The organism is Mucilaginibacter pedocola (genome assembly GCF_002013915.1).
Classification (GTDB): Bacteria; Bacteroidota; Bacteroidia; order Sphingobacteriales; family Sphingobacteriaceae; genus Mucilaginibacter; species Mucilaginibacter pedocola.
The window spans coordinates 231,006-245,928 of sequence record NZ_MBTF01000023.1 but is presented as its reverse complement, the minus strand read 5'-3'; the positions used below and the strand labels follow the sequence as shown (position 1 = coordinate 245,928).

Here is a 14,923-nt window from a genome sequence, read left to right as displayed (position 1 = left end):
AACAAATAAATAATCCGTTTAAAAGAAAGACAACGGTCCTTTTTTTAAATTGGTAGCTTTAAGGCCGTTTTATTATTGAATTTTATTAAATTTACCTCCAAATAGATATTTTGTACAGTATGAAATCAATTTTTACTAATACTGCTTTAGTGTTGTTGGGTTTTGGCACCTTGCTAAGCAGCTGTAGTAAACCTCAGCAATCACAAAAAACGGGCATGACCTACAATACCCGTAATAATGGTGGTTACCTGCGCTTTAAGCAAACGCACCCTACCCCCGGCCCCGGTTTGGTGCCAATTGAGGGTGGTACCTTCGTATTGGGCGGCAGTGCCGACCAGGACGTAACTTACGATTACAACAACGTACGCCGCAGGGTTACCGTTCCGTCTTTCTATATGGACGAAACCGAGGTGAGCAACCAGGACTGGCTCGATTACCTGCACTGGATAAATATTACCTTCCCTAACGATGGCGAATTATATTACAATGCCCTGCCCGATACCCTGGTATGGCGTAAACCATTGTCGTACAACGAGCCTTATGTAGAAAACTACATGCGCCACCCTGCTTTCCAAGATTACCCTGTAGTAGGTGTTAGCTGGGACCAGGCACAGGATTACTGCGTATGGCGTACCGACCGTACCAACGAAAACATCCTGCGCGAGAATAACTACATGATGACCTGGAAAGATGCAGCAGGTGGTAAAAAAGGCAAAGCCGGTGCCGGCGGCGGCGCGCAAGGTGGCTTAAAAGAACCTTTTAATACTGATATATACCTGAACGGCCAGATACGCGGTGCAGGTGTAGATGGTAAAAACATGCCGCGCGACCAAAACCCAAATGCTACAGGTACAGGCAAAAATGCACCGCGCAGGCCTGTGCGTATAGAAGACGGTATTTTGAAACAAGGCTACCGCTTGCCATCTGAAGCTGAGTGGGAATATGCTGCTTTAGCATTGGCCGGCAACACCGAGTTTGAAAACATTAACGATGGTAAAGTATACCCATGGAATGGTTTAGGCGTACGTTCACCTGGCCGTAAAACCCGTGGTTTAATATTAGCCAACTTTAAGCGCGGCTCGGGCGATAATGCCGGTGTGGGCGGCGGCTTGAACGATAAGGCCGATATTACTGCACCTGTGCGCTCTTACGAGCCAAACGATTTTGGTTTATACAACATGGCAGGTAACGTAAACGAGTGGGTTGCCGATACCTATCGCCAAACTTCGTTTGAAGAGGTGGAAGACTTTAACCCTTTCCGTGGTAATCAGTTCACCAACAAACGCCTTGCCGACCCAACCAAGGGCCTTTACGCAAAAGATAAGTATGGCCGCCCTATTAAGGATCCGTCACGCTCTAACAAGAAACAAAAATACAGCGAGATGATAGCCCAGCAGCAAGGCCTAAACAACGGCACTGCTCCTAATGGTACACCAAACGCTGCACCTGCAAACGGCGCTGCACAACCCGGTACCGGTGGCACTGTGCCACCAACCACGCCTGACGCTATTAAATACAGCGGTAAAGCTTACAACCCCGATTTCCGTGGCGAAAATGATGCTGTGAATACCGTATTATACGGTAGCACCACATTGGTAAACGACCATAGCAAAATTTACAAAGGCGGCAGCTGGAACGACCTTGCATATTGGATGAACCCTGCAACCCGCCGCTTTATGGACGAAGACGAAGCCAGCGCCGAAGTAGGCTTCCGTTGCGCCATGACCATGGTTGGTGCCCCGGAGATTCACCCCGAAGGCAAACCACACCTACCGGTTAAAAAAGCAAAACCATATAAGGCCAGATAAGCCACAATTGGTATAGAAATATGAAAGCCGCTTCCTGATAGGAAGCGGCTTTTTTTTTACAGACTTAATAAAATCTGTTTCTATTTTGTATAGAAGATTCTAAACATTAAGTTTGATTAATTACCGCCGCCTTATGTCACAAACATCCGAAGAACTCGTATCGATAGTACAAAGTATGATAAAGGAAAATCAGTTTTCTGAAATTACCACCTTGTTGACTGACGAATTATTGAGTGAATATAAAAATGCAGAGTTATATTCTTTTAAAGCGCGTTCCTATTTAAAACAACAAAATTTTGAATCCGGCCTTTTTTATGCAGAATAAGCAATTGAATTAGATAACACTCTTGATCTTGGATATAGCACAAGAGGGAGTGCACGGCTTCTTAATAACCAGTATGAATTAGCCCTTTCAGATTTTAATACTGCTATTGAACTCAATCCAAATAATCCAACAAACTATTTCGGGCGTGCTTTAGCATTGGTAAGAACTAATAAATTCGATGCAGCGCTAAACGATTTCAACAAATCAATATCGTTAGATAACAGCTCTGCTGCTTTATTTTATAATCGCGGTACTTTTTGGCTCAATCAAAAAGAGTACATTCAAGCTATCAAGGATTTCGATAATGCAATCAAATTAGACTCTTTTTATGTAAAAGCATACAGTAATCGAGGAATGTCTTTCGCCAATCTAAAAAGGTATGAAGAGGCCTTGGCTGACTATAACACAATCATCAAATTAGACGAAGGAAATGCCCGTGCTTATAGTAATAGAGGAATAACGTTGACCAAAGTTGGTGATTTTGAAAATGCGATTCAAGATTTTAACAAAGCAATCAGCATTGACTCAAATTATAGAAAGGCGTTTTTTAATCGGGCAATTGTACACAGGAAACTGGAAAACTACACACAAGCATTGCAGGACTATGAAAGCTATTTAAAATTACTGCCAGATGATGATAACTATAAGCGCAAAATCGCCATTGCGGAAAGCGAAGAGCTATCTGAAATTATTGCAAATAGGTGGTTGGACGAGATAAACAAATTAGTTCAAAAAATCAAAGAACTACTACTTTTTGATAAGCCATGTGTTACTCATTACACAAGTTTATCGGCGGCAAAATCTATGATATTGGATAATAGTTTATTTCGGCTCTCAGAGGGAGCCTATTTGAATGACACCTCAGAGGGTAGGGAACTGTTCCACTACTTATCTTTTACAACAACCAAACAAAAGGAAGAATCCATCGAGGATTACTTTGTTGAGAGACCTTTCATCGGGAGTTTTGTCGCGGATAACAAAAATGATGATTTGACCCTTTGGAGGATGTACGGGAAAGAGGCTAATATTGAAGCGCGAGGATGCGCTTTAACAATTTTTAAAGATCAATTTATTGCCAATCTTGAATCTAAGCTTAATCCATTGATTGAGTTAGAAGCGATGCCTCAAATGGAAGGGAAATTTACTTTTTATAGAGTAGCTTATAAAAACGACCAAGAGTTCTTTATACCTGAAGCCCCGCGGACTAAAAATAGGAAGCTTAATAGACTACTTAAAAAATTAAAAGAGCAACTTGAGGTTCTCAATGAAGCTCAAAAAAATACAGTTAAAGTGATACTGAACGATATAGCCTACCTATTCAAAAGTGTGGAGTATCAATACGAGCAAGAAGTGAGACTGGTCGTTCAGGGAGTTGGTTTCAAAAAAATAATTCAAAAAGCAACAAACCCTCCAAGAGTTTATATCAAATTAATTAATATCATTCCTATACTACAAAAAATAACATTAGGACCTAAAGTCGAAAGAGCCGATGAGTGGGCGGCCGCTTTTAATTATCATATAAAGAAAAGAAAGGAGAAGAAGTATACACATTTAGAGAGAGAGAAGCCCGTTGAGATAATTATATCTCATCTACCATTTAAGTAAAAGTATACTGTGAAATGCGCCGCTTCTATCAGCGGTGCGGAATGAAGTCCCGATAACTATCGGGATGCAACGGATAGCCCACCCGCTTCTACCAGCAGGAACGCCCACATTTTATAACTTCCTCCCTCCTCTCATCATCTGCACACCTGCACATCTGAAATCTGCACATCTTCCTAACTTGTTAATATTCACCAAATTGTTAACAAATAAATTATGCATACATAACGTTTATCCAATAGTTAATCGCTTATTTTTATAGACCGTAAAAAGGTCAGTGCTAAAAATCAATCAAAAATTAATTTTATGGCCTGGAGAAAATTTAGCGGAGAGATTATTCAAACCCCCATTATGGAGGAAGTGGAACACGCCATTGAGCGCGAAACTGCCCTGGGGAACAAATTGAAAGTGTGTATTGGGACGGATTCGCAGGTGAAGGGGGCGATAACCGATTTTGCTACGGTTATTGTTTTTATCCGCGAAGCACGCGGCGCGTTCATGTTTATCCACCAGGAGCGCACTACCCAAAAAATGAGCATTAAGGAACGTATGCTCAACGAGGTGCAAAAATCTATTGACATTGCCTACAAACTTTGCGACCTGCTCGACCTGTACGACGTAGAGCTTGAGGTGCACGCCGACATTAACACCAACCCAATGTTTAAAAGCAACCAGGCCCTGCACGAGGCTATGGGCTACATCCTGAGCATGGGCTTCGTGTTCAAGGCCAAGCCCGAGGCTTTTGCAAGCTCGTGCTGCGCTAATAAGATGGTGCAGTAGCGGTTAGTGACTGGAGAGTGGTTGATTAGAGGATAGTTGTTGTAGCCTTAAATCGTTCATGCCGATTTTTTTTCGGCACCCCACACGGCAGGTAGCGTTTGTGTATCACCGCCCTGCATGAGGTTTGTATAAGGGGCCTGAAATAGATTTGACAACTTTTAAAAAGTTGTCAAATCTTACCCGATTTTTATAATTCCTTACAGTTCCGCCTTAACCACCATGTAAGGCGATAAGGCTTTGCTTTCTATCGGCACCACTTTGGTGAACACCTTCCCGGCAAGCCAAATGGTTTTCATCATTAGTTTGGCAAAGGCGGTTTGTTCCGATTTATTTTCCAGCCAAACCGAAAATTTGCCGTGGTAGTAAGCCTCTACATTTTTTAGCCCCAGGGCTTCGCAGCTGTTTTTCAGCAGGGCGAGGTCCATGCTGTTGATGTTGTGTTTGTCGTAATTCTCTTTGTCGAACTTGCGCTGTACCCAGCCGTTCACGCTTTTAAAGTTAGGCAGGGTGATAAACAGCGTACCGCCGGGTTTCAAAAACTTCAGGTGCTCGCCAATGATAAACTTGGTATCGTTAAAGTGCTCTATCAACCCAAAGGAAAGCACCATATCGTATTTCTCTTCGGGCACGTAAGTGAACAGGTCGGCTTCTATGATGCCTATATCGCCTTCTTTCAGGTCGTTCACTTCCAGCAATTGGTTCACTAAGCCCTGGTGGATAAAGTAATCGAGCAGGGTAGTTTTTAGGCCTTTGTATTTTTTGAGGTAAATGGCATAATACCCGGGGAAACCGCCCAGTTCGATGGCGGTTTTGGCATTCTTTTCGGCAATTACCTTGCCCAATATATCGCCAAAAACGTAATTGGGTTTCAGTTTAAATATAAGCCCTATGCGCGATTCCCAGAAGGCTTTCCAAAAGGCCCTGTCGGTTAAATTATTGTCCATTAATATCCTTTGTTAGGTTGGCTGCTTCTGCCTTTTTCTCCAGCACCCGCGCCGGGTTGCCCACTGCTGTGCTATTGGGCGGTATACTTTTTACCACTACGGCGCCGGCGCCTATTACTACGTTATCGCCAATGGTAATATCGCCAATGATGCATACGTTAGCGCCAATATCTACATTGTTGCCAATTTGCGGGCAGCGGCTGTGTGTGCCGTCCGCCAGTTTTTTGTGGCCAATGGTTACGCCGTTGCGCAGTACGCAGTTTTCGCCAATGATGGTACCGTAATTTACTACAAGCCCCTGCCCGTGGTAAAACACCAGGTTTTTACCCGCACGCAGTTTACGCGGAAGCTCTATCCCCAGGCTCCATTCCACGAAAAAACGGTAGAACATAAGGTAGGGGAAAAAGATAACTTTGAGCAGCATGTAGCGGTTGATGGCATTCACCAGCCTGAACATGAAAAGTACCAGTTGCGCTTTAAAATTACCCCGGTTGGCCCGCCGGTCCTGGAATAAATAAGCGAAAAAGTTCATGCCTGCGGGTAAATTTTATTTTTAAGTGTACTGCTGCTGAAGATGAAGCCTTCAAAAGTAAAGTTTTTTAATTTTAGTATCAGTATACTTGCCCCGATAATTGAACGTGAATGAAAGTTGCCTTAATAAATACAGCTGATGCGGGCGGCGGCGCTGCCGAGGCCTGTATGCGTTTGTTAAAGGCGCTGCAACAGCAACAGGTTGATGCTACTTTAGTGGTTCAGCACAAAAAGCGGGATAATGAAGCCGTGTACTCCATCGAAAAAAACGCGATAGATAAAGCTCACGCCAACTTCAACTTTTTTTACGAACGCCTGCCCTTTATTGCGCTTCAAGCACGCGACCGTAGTGTTAGGTTCGCTTTTTCTACCGCGAATGCCGGTACCGATATCAGCAACGAGCCGGTAATACAGCAGGCAGATATCCTGCACATCCACTGGACCAACTCGGGCTTTCTATCTATAAAAGATTTGTCGAAACTCGTTGCCCTGGGCAAACCCATTGTTTGGACACTGCACGATATGTGGGTGTTTACCGGCGGCTGCCACTACGCTGGTGCCTGCAACCATTTCATGAACCAGTGCGGCAACTGCTACTTTTTGCGCAACCCTGCGGATAATGATATATCGCACAGCGGATGGCTGCGCAAAAAACAAATGCCGGTTAATGCCCCTAACATCAGCTACGTAACCTGCAGCAACTGGCTGGGCGAGGTTGCCAAACAAAGCTGCCTCCTCAAAAACGCCAGCATACAGGCCATCCCCAATCCTATAGATACCGAACTGTTTTCGCCAAAGGATAAAGCAGCGGCGAGGACCAAGCGTGGCATCGATATAAATAAAAAGGTAATCCTTTTTGGCGCGGCCAACATTGCCGACAGGCGCAAGGGGCTAAGCTATTTGGTGGACGCTTTGCAACATCTCAAAAGTAATTCGCCGTTTGCGGGCGATATAGAGATGGTGATATTCGGAAAAAACAAACGTTTTGATACCACTACCCTGCCCTTCCCGGTTCATCAGCTGAATATCATAACCTCGCCCGAAGAAATGGCGGAGGTTTATAGCCTGGCGGATGTTTTTGTGCTGCCATCGGTAGAAGATAACCTGCCCAATACCGTAATGGAAGCCATGGCATGCGGAACGCCCGTGGTAGCCTTTGATACCGGCGGTATACCCGATATGATAGAGCACCAAGTTAACGGCTACCTGGCTACTTTTAAATCGGCAGAGAGTTTAGCAGCAGGCGTAGACTATGTGCTTGGCGAGAACGGCGCCTTATCTATCCCCGCGAGGGAAAAAGTACTGCGCGATTTTAATAACCAAAAAGTTGCCGGGCAATACATCGGCCTTTATACTTCGTTACTGAAAGGAGCAACGGTATGAAGCCCACCCTTTCGGTAATTACGGTAGTATATAACAATCTTGCGGATATAGGGCGCACCATGCTATCGGTGCTTAACCAAACTTATCCGCATATCGAATACATTGTTATTGACGGCGCATCAACCGATGGCACGCTTGATATCATCAACACCTACAAAAACCGCATTACCAAATTTATCAGCGAGCCTGATAAAGGTATTTACGATGCCATGAATAAAGGGCTGGCGCTGGCAACGGGCGAGTACGTTATCTTCATGAATTCGGGCGATGAATTTTACGCCGCCGATACCGTAGAGAAAGTTTTTGCGACTGCGGATGATGCCGACATTTATTACGGCGAAACCGAAATGGTGAACGCCCGTCGTGAAAGCCTTGGCCAGCGCCGACACAAAGCGCCCGTAAAATTCAGCTGGCGTGGCTTTAAATACGGCATGAGCATAAGCCACCAGGCCATCTACATCCGCAGAACACTTGCTGAACCTTACGACCCGGCCTACCAGCTGAGTGCCGACATAGACTGGATAATCCGCGCAGCGAAAAAGGCAAAAAAAATTGTGAAGGTGGATGGATATGTGGCCAAGTACCTGGTGGGTGGCATGTCTAAAGCTAAACACCGCCAAAGTTTAGAAGAACGCTTTGCCATTATGCGAAAGCATTACGGATTGGTGCCAACAGTTTTTAACCATTTTATTATCGCCTTTAACCTGGGCACTTACTGGCTTCGGCACAAACGCACTAACGATTAAAGCTCGTCGTTATAAAAATCTATACACCCTGTCCTATCCCCTCGCGCAGGCAAAAACCGCGCATCTTCTGCGGTTAATTTTATTTTTAAATTTATTTTCCCACTAACACAGGAAACAACAAATCAATAATTATAATTTATTTAATTAGTAATTAATTATTGGCATGGTGGTTGCAATTACCTTATCAAACAAAAACAAATACCATGGAAACCACCATTGAAAGATCAACAGAAGTATTGAACGATTTAATAGAAATTAATAACGACCGTGTAGACGGTTTCACCCGTGCCTCTAAAGACTTAGGCGAAGGCGATGCCGACCTGAAAGCCGTTTTTGACAAATTTGCAAGCGATAGCCGCCGCAACGTACAGGAGCTGAGCCGCGCAGTTGGCCAGGCAGGCGGCGAGCTGGAAACCGGCAACTCGGTATCGGGCACTTTACACCGCGCATGGCTGGATGTTAAAGCCACCTTTAGCGGGCACGACCGTAAGGCCATCCTTTCGGAATGCGAACGTGGCGAAGATGCTATCAAGAAAGCTTATCGCGATGCCTTATCAGGAGATAACGGCCTGTCTCCGGATCAAGTTTCATTGATAGTTAACCAACAGCAAGCCATTAACCAGGGCCACGACCGTATCAAAGCCCTGCGCGATGCGCAAGTGTAAGCACCCAATTCACTCGTTAATTAAAACGCCGCTCCGGACAACCCGGAGCGGCGTTTTTTATTCCCGTAACGGATATGTAATTATAAAACCAAATGCTTGAATTTATCGCTATATTTGTAATCATTATAAATAGCATTGCCACATTAATTTCTATACTGTGATCATACTCATTTTCTTTCTCGGCCACTGGTTTTTATCGTTGTTCTTTCAAACGTTTTTCCTGCACAGGTACGCCTCGCATAAGATGTTTACAACGAATAAATTCTTCGAGCGTGTATTTTATATGATGACCTATCTTTTCCAGGGTTCATCCTTTTTAAACCCGCGTGCGTATGCCATTATGCACCGCGAGCACCACGCTTACAGCGATACCGAAAAGGACCCGCACTCGCCGCACTTTTTTACCGATGTTTTCCAGATGAGCTGGTACACCGCAAAAAGCTACAAAATGCACGAGAGGCGCTTAAAAGAACCCGAGGAACGCTTTAAAGGCAACTACCCCGAGTGGAGGTTTTTAGATTACATCGGTTCGTCGATGATTTCGCGCCTGATATTTGGCGGCCTGTATGTGGCATTTTACGTTGCCTTTGCCGAATACTGGTGGATGTTTTTATTGCTGCCTATCCACTTTTTAATGGGCCCTATCCACGGTGCTATTGTTAACTGGTGCGGCCACAAATACGGTTATGCCAACTTCGATAACAACGATAAATCAAAAAATACAACCCCTTTCGATTTTCTGATGTTGGGCGAATTATTCCAAAACAACCACCACAAACGCCCGAACAGCGCAAACTTTGGTGCCAAATGGTTCGAGATAGACCCGGTTTATCCCGTAATGAAACTGATGCACTGGATGCGCATTATTAAGCTAAGGAAAGCATATTCGTAAGCGGAGGAGTCAAGATTCAAGAAAGGCGGAATATCCAAAAGGTATTTCGTCTTTTTATTTTAAAGAGTTTTGGGGCTTTGTCTTGGTTCTTGATTCTTGCTGTCTTTTATCTTTAAAGGGCTATATTTGCCTCCATGAAAGTATCGGTATTAGCAGAGAATTTGAGCGGCTCGGAGATCATCAAGATAGCCGGCGAAATAAACGAGTTAAAAAAACAAGGGCAGAACATTGCCAACCTCACCATTGGCGATTTCGACTCGAATATTTATCCTATCCCTGCCGAACTGAAGGAGGGCATTATTGAGGCCTACAAACATAACCAAACCAACTACCCGCCTGCGGATGGTATGCTGAGCCTGCGCGAAAGCGTTTCGGGCTTCCTGAAAAGCCGTTTGGGTTTGGAGTATGCCGCTAACCAAATATTGATATCAGGTGGTTCGCGCCCACTGATATACTCTACTTACCTTGCCCTGGTTGATCCGGGCGACTGGGTGGTTTTCCCGGCACCATCGTGGAACAACAACCACTACTGCGACCTTACCGGTGCCGAAAAACTGATCGTACCCACCCGTGCCGAAAACAACTTTATGCCAACGGCAGATGAATTGCGCCCGCATGTAAAAGGTGCAACATTACTGGCGCTGTGCTCGCCCTTGAATCCGACCGGCACCATGTTCAGCAAAAAGGACCTGGAGGAAATTTGCGACCTGGTGATAGAAGAAAACAAAAGCCGCGCGGAAGGCCAAAAACCATTGTACCTGCTGTACGACCAAATATACTCGCAACTTACCTTCGGCGAATACAAACACTACGACCCGGTAACCCTACGCCCCGAACTGAAACCTTACACCATTTTTGTTGATGGTGGTTCTAAATGCTTCGCTGCAACAGGCGTACGCGTAGGCTGGGGCTTTGGACCGACCGAGGTGATCAACCACATGAAAGCCATAGTTGGCCACATGGGGGCATGGTCGCCAAAGGCAGAGCAGGTGGCCATGGCCGAATACCTGAAGAATGAAGCCGTTGTTGACACTTTCCTTGATACCCTGAAAGCCAACGTACAAGCAAGTCTGAATACCCTTCACGAAGGTTTCCAGGCCTTGAAGGCTGAAGGCTTCGCCGTTGATTCTATTGAGCCTATGGGCGCTATTTACTTAACCGTTAAAGTCGATTACATTGGCAGAACCACACCCGATGGCAAAGTATTGGCTAACTCGGCAGACGTGAACTTTTACCTGATAAAAGAAGCCGGCGTAGCGCTGGTGCCGTTCTCAGCATTCGGTACAGATGAAAGCTCGGCGTGGTTCCGTGTATCGGTAGGAGCAAGCACCTTGCAGGATATGAAGGATCTGTTGCCAAGGGTGAAAGCTGCACTGGCGAAATTAGTGTAAGCAATCTCTATATTTCCCAATTTGTCATTGCGAGGAGGAACGACGAAGCAATCTTATAGGACAGGTACCGAATTCTGCATGGAGGACTGTCCTATGAGATTGCCACGCCACCCCTTCTCACCAACCCTCCCGCTGCGGCTCGCAATGACATAGTTTTATAATAACTGCAAACTGCGCACCGCAAACTGCAAACTCTCCCACCGTTAACTGCAAACTGAATTAGCTTAAAACAAATAAAAAGCGTCAATTTGCAATATGCAGTTAGGAACGCTCTTTTTAATACCCGTACCCCTTGCCGATGAAGTGGCGGCGAAGTCTTTTACGCCCTATTTGGTGGATACCATTAACTCGGTAAAGGAATATATAGTAGAGAACAGCAAAACCGCCCGCCGCTTTTTAAAAGAAGCCGGGCTGAAAACGCCGCAAAGCGAATTGATAGTACACGATTATGGTAAGCATAATCGCGATAGCGGATTGGGCGAATTTTTCACGGGCTTAATGGCCGGTAACGATGTTGGCCTGATGAGCGAAGCCGGCTGTCCCGGCATTGCCGACCCGGGTGCCGATATAGTTGCTGAAGCTCATCGTAAAGGCATAAAGGTAGTACCATTGGTTGGGCCAAGCTCTATACTGCTGGCGCTGATGGCATCGGGCTTTAACGGGCAAAGCTTTACCTTCCATGGTTATATCCCCATTGATAAAGTGGAGCGCGCCAAAAAGATAAAGGACATGGAAAGCCTCGCCGAGAAGAATAAGCAAACGCAGTTGTTTATCGAAACACCTTTCCGTAATGATAGTATGCTGGATGATGTGCTGAAAACCTGCAAGCCCCAAACCCGGCTGTGTATAGCCTGCGATATTACCGCCGCTACCGAGTTCATCAAAACCCTTACCATAGCCGACTGGAAAAAACAAGTGCCCGACCTGCGCAAACGCCCGGCCATCTTCTTATTATTCCATGCCTGATAATTTATGCTAAGCCCTCCTACCCATTGCAGCGTACTTATTGTAGGTGCAGGCCCATCGGGTTTAATGATGGCCGCGCAACTGCTGCGTTATGGGTTGGTACCGGTTATTATAGATACCAAACAAGGGCCAACCAGTCAATCGAAAGCATTGGCGGTACAGGCGCGCTCGCTGGAAATATACAGGCAAATGGGGGTGATAGACCGGGTGCTTAGCGGCGGCAAACAAGCTTCGGGCGTAAGTTTTAACAAGGATGGACAAGCGATAGCATCACTGCCCATGAATGCTATTGAAGATGCCGGTACGATGTTCCCCTACATACTGCTTTATCAGCAAAGCAAAAACGAGCGGCTGCTGCTGGATGAGTTAACTACAGGTTGCTGCCCCGTTTACTGGCAAACATCGCTGCAATCGCTAAAACAAACTGCCACCGGCTACGAAGCTCAACTACAGAGCGGAGAGGCAACCTTTGCTATCACCTGCGACTACATAGTAGGTGCCGATGGCGCGCATAGCATCGTACGCAAACAATTGGGCATACCTTTTAGCGGCGATACCTACGCACATAAATTTTATTTGGCGGATGTGAAGATCGATAAGGTTTTCAACGGCGATAACGTTCAGCTGTTTATGTCGAAGACAGATTTCGCGGGTTTCTTCCCCATGCCCGAAGAAGACTGTTACCGCGTAGTAGCCAGCATACCCGACGAACTTGCGGACCACGATACTTTGGAACTGGATGCAGTTTTGCCGCATTTAAGGCAGCTCACGGGTAAAGCTATCGAGGTGCAGGAAAACCACTGGTTCACCCAGTACAAACTGCACCACCGTATGGCCGATAAATTTGCCGATGGGCGAAGTTTTTTGATAGGCGATGCCGCGCATATCCATTCCCCTGTTGGCGGGCAGGGGATGAACACGGGGCTGCAGGATGCCTACAATCTTGCCTGGAAACTGGCAGGCGTAGTGAACGGGCAATTCACCCCGGCAATATTAACCACCTATGCCGAGGAGCGCATGCCCGTTGCCAAAATGCTGCTCAACACTACCGACCGTATCTTCAACATCATTACCTCGCGCAGCATATTTGGCAGTATGCTAAAGCAATATATAATGCCCGCAGCATTAAAGTTTATGTGGAAGCGCGAAAAGGTGCGCACCGAATTTTTCAAACGGGTATCCCAAACGGGTATCAGCTATCGCGATAGCAAGCTAAGCCGCAACTTAGGGCACCAGGGAAATATCAGGGCAGGCGACAGGCTCCCCTATCTCGAAATATTCGACGAGAAAAAGAAAGAAAAAACCGACCTCCACGCCTGGTGCAACAAGCCAGGCTTCACGCTTATCACCATGGGTGAGATAAAAGAGAACTATCTTTTCAGCCTGGCCAAATGGCTAACCCAGCAATACAACTCGGGTATCAACTTCTTCCACCTGCCATCGTCGTCAAGCAATCAACATATCTTCGATGCCTTCCAAGTACGCCCAGGGCATCGCAAAGCCATTATCGTTCGCCCGGATATGCACATCGGCTATTTGAATGATATGGTGGATATGGAGATGATGGATGCTTATTTAAGGGATGTGGTGGGTTTTAAGGGGTAAAGAACACAAAAAACGATGTCATTTCGATGAGCATGCGCGGAGGAAAAGAGCGGGTGGGCGAAGAGAAATCTTCGACACATTGCTATGCGTTCATGCAAAGCGGAACTGCAAGTCGGTTATATCAACGAGTAAATGCGTGGCGGTAATACTTAACGTTCAAGATTTCTCCTCACACCCCGCTCTTTCCCAGCCCTCTGTTCGTCGAAATGACATGGAGGGTAAAAGATTTGACAACTTTTTGAAAGTTGTCAAATCTAACGCGGATCCTATAGTCACAAATAAGCCCCAGCTCTTTTGCACAAGAGCCGGGGCCGGGGAATATAGATATGTATATGAGGACGAATTAACGGATGGCTTTTGCTGCAACAAAAGTTCCCGAACTGTCGAATACTACCACATATTTGGTCGTATTCACCGTTATGAACACCACGTAGCTTTGTACCACACCTGCTTTACTTACCGAGAAGGCTTTGTTGAAAACATAACCCGCATAGGTGGTGGTTAAGTACGTGGTAGCTGTTGCAGGCAAACCGGCCTCGGTAACCGATGCTACTTTGCCGCGGTGGTTATCTATTTGTACACGTTTAACCAAACTGCCTGCTTTGGTAATAGCGGTGCTATACAAGCCATTATTTTTACTGATGAGCACGTAAGTACTATCGTGCGCAATAAAGGCATGCAGCAGGGTATCGGCGGCGTAGTTGGTAGCAAAATAGCTACTAACAGCCGTTGGTAAGGCCGATAGGGCAATGGTATCGCGCGGGTGGCCGTTACGGTCGCCAAAGGGGCCACCTTCGTGGAAACGGCGGCCGTGCCTCAGGTCGTCACCAATGCGTTGCTCCAATACTTTTACAAAAGTGCCGTCAGCGGTAAATTTCAAGCCGACCGGGCTACCATTGAATTGTATGGCCACAATATAACTGGTCAGCGTGCCGGTGCTATCTTTAACGGCAAATGCCTTTTTAAAGGTATAGCCTGAGTAATTAGTGGTTAAATAAGTACCAATAGCGGCAGGCAACGCGCTAAATGCTACGGTATCTTTTTTGTCGCGTTTACCCATGCAGCCCACCAGGTACAGGCTATCTGTTGTGCCCGATGTACTTACCGTTGAAATAGCAATAGAGCCTGTGTTGGCCACCGCTGTAGCCAGGGCGCTGCTTGCCGCAGTGGTGGTACTATCGGTTTTGTTGCTTGTGGCATCTTTACTGCACGACGAAAACACACCAATGCCGCCCAGCAGCATTAAACTGTAATAGATAAATTTCCTTTTCATGATTCGTTAGTT

Annotated in this window: 14 protein-coding genes; 11 read left to right on the top strand and 3 right to left on the bottom strand. The window is 45.9% G+C overall.

From position 1 onward, the window contains the following. Nucleotides 1–119: 119 nt before the first annotated feature. From BC343_RS18630 to BC343_RS18615, 4 genes are all read left to right on the top strand, one after another. Nucleotides 120–1,808: an SUMF1/EgtB/PvdO family nonheme iron enzyme gene (locus BC343_RS18630; protein WP_078349299.1), complete on the top strand. Its 1,689-nt coding sequence runs from the start codon at nucleotides 120–122 to the stop codon at nucleotides 1,806–1,808. Nucleotides 1,809–1,941: 133 nt separating this feature from the next. Further along, the gene (locus BC343_RS18625; RefSeq protein ID WP_143822261.1) at nucleotides 1,942–2,133 is read left to right on the top strand and encodes a hypothetical protein; all 192 of its coding nucleotides are present in this window, start codon (nucleotides 1,942–1,944) and stop codon (nucleotides 2,131–2,133) included. A gap of 3 nt (nucleotides 2,134–2,136) precedes the next feature. Next, a complete protein-coding gene (locus BC343_RS18620) occupies nucleotides 2,137–3,738 on the top strand; it encodes a tetratricopeptide repeat protein (RefSeq protein ID WP_078349297.1) in 1,602 nt (533 codons plus the stop codon). A gap of 303 nt (nucleotides 3,739–4,041) precedes the next feature. After that, nucleotides 4,042–4,515 (top strand): ribonuclease H-like YkuK family protein, encoded by a 474-nt coding sequence (locus BC343_RS18615; protein WP_078349296.1) that lies wholly within the window; start codon nucleotides 4,042–4,044, stop codon nucleotides 4,513–4,515. Between the two features lie 197 nt (nucleotides 4,516–4,712). Here BC343_RS18615 and BC343_RS18610 read toward each other — a convergent pair whose 3' ends face one another. Further along, on the bottom strand, nucleotides 4,713–5,459 hold the full coding sequence (locus BC343_RS18610) for a class I SAM-dependent methyltransferase (RefSeq protein ID WP_078349295.1): 747 nt from the start codon (nucleotides 5,457–5,459) through the stop codon (nucleotides 4,713–4,715). Further along, on the bottom strand, nucleotides 5,449–5,991 hold the full coding sequence (locus BC343_RS31875) for a serine acetyltransferase (protein ID WP_078349294.1): 543 nt from the start codon (nucleotides 5,989–5,991) through the stop codon (nucleotides 5,449–5,451). The genes BC343_RS18610 and BC343_RS31875 overlap by 11 nt, the downstream gene beginning before the upstream one ends. Before the next feature lie 110 nt (nucleotides 5,992–6,101). On the opposite strand from BC343_RS31875, the gene BC343_RS18600 reads away from it, so the two are divergent. From BC343_RS18600 to BC343_RS18570, 7 genes are all read left to right on the top strand, one after another. Next, nucleotides 6,102–7,373: a glycosyltransferase gene (locus BC343_RS18600; protein ID WP_078349293.1), complete on the top strand. Its 1,272-nt coding sequence runs from the start codon at nucleotides 6,102–6,104 to the stop codon at nucleotides 7,371–7,373. Beyond that, nucleotides 7,370–8,119 (top strand): glycosyltransferase family 2 protein, encoded by a 750-nt coding sequence (locus tag BC343_RS18595; protein WP_078349292.1) that lies wholly within the window; start codon nucleotides 7,370–7,372, stop codon nucleotides 8,117–8,119. Before BC343_RS18600 ends, BC343_RS18595 begins: the two co-directional genes overlap by 4 nt. 203 nt (nucleotides 8,120–8,322) lie before the next feature. After that, nucleotides 8,323–8,784, top strand: a complete 462-nt coding sequence (locus tag BC343_RS18590) for a ferritin-like domain-containing protein (protein WP_078349626.1) — start codon at nucleotides 8,323–8,325, stop codon at nucleotides 8,782–8,784. 157 nt (nucleotides 8,785–8,941) lie between these two features. After that, nucleotides 8,942–9,676, top strand: a complete 735-nt coding sequence (locus tag BC343_RS18585) for an acyl-CoA desaturase (RefSeq protein WP_078349291.1) — start codon at nucleotides 8,942–8,944, stop codon at nucleotides 9,674–9,676. A gap of 134 nt (nucleotides 9,677–9,810) precedes the next feature. Then, nucleotides 9,811–11,067: a pyridoxal phosphate-dependent aminotransferase gene (locus BC343_RS18580; RefSeq protein WP_078349290.1), complete on the top strand. Its 1,257-nt coding sequence runs from the start codon at nucleotides 9,811–9,813 to the stop codon at nucleotides 11,065–11,067. Between the two features lie 255 nt (nucleotides 11,068–11,322). Then, nucleotides 11,323–12,033 carry an SAM-dependent methyltransferase gene (locus BC343_RS18575; protein WP_078349289.1) on the top strand — a complete coding sequence of 237 codons (711 nt, stop codon included), beginning with the start codon at nucleotides 11,323–11,325 and terminating at the stop codon, nucleotides 12,031–12,033. 6 nt (nucleotides 12,034–12,039) lie between these two features. Beyond that, nucleotides 12,040–13,638 carry an FAD-dependent monooxygenase gene (locus tag BC343_RS18570; RefSeq protein WP_078349288.1) on the top strand — a complete coding sequence of 533 codons (1,599 nt, stop codon included), beginning with the start codon at nucleotides 12,040–12,042 and terminating at the stop codon, nucleotides 13,636–13,638. 343 nt (nucleotides 13,639–13,981) lie between these two features. On the opposite strand, the gene BC343_RS18565 is transcribed toward BC343_RS18570, so the two are convergent. After that, nucleotides 13,982–14,911, bottom strand: a complete 930-nt coding sequence (locus BC343_RS18565; protein ID WP_143822259.1) for a PepSY-like domain-containing protein — start codon at nucleotides 14,909–14,911, stop codon at nucleotides 13,982–13,984. Nucleotides 14,912–14,923: the final 12 nt, after the last annotated feature.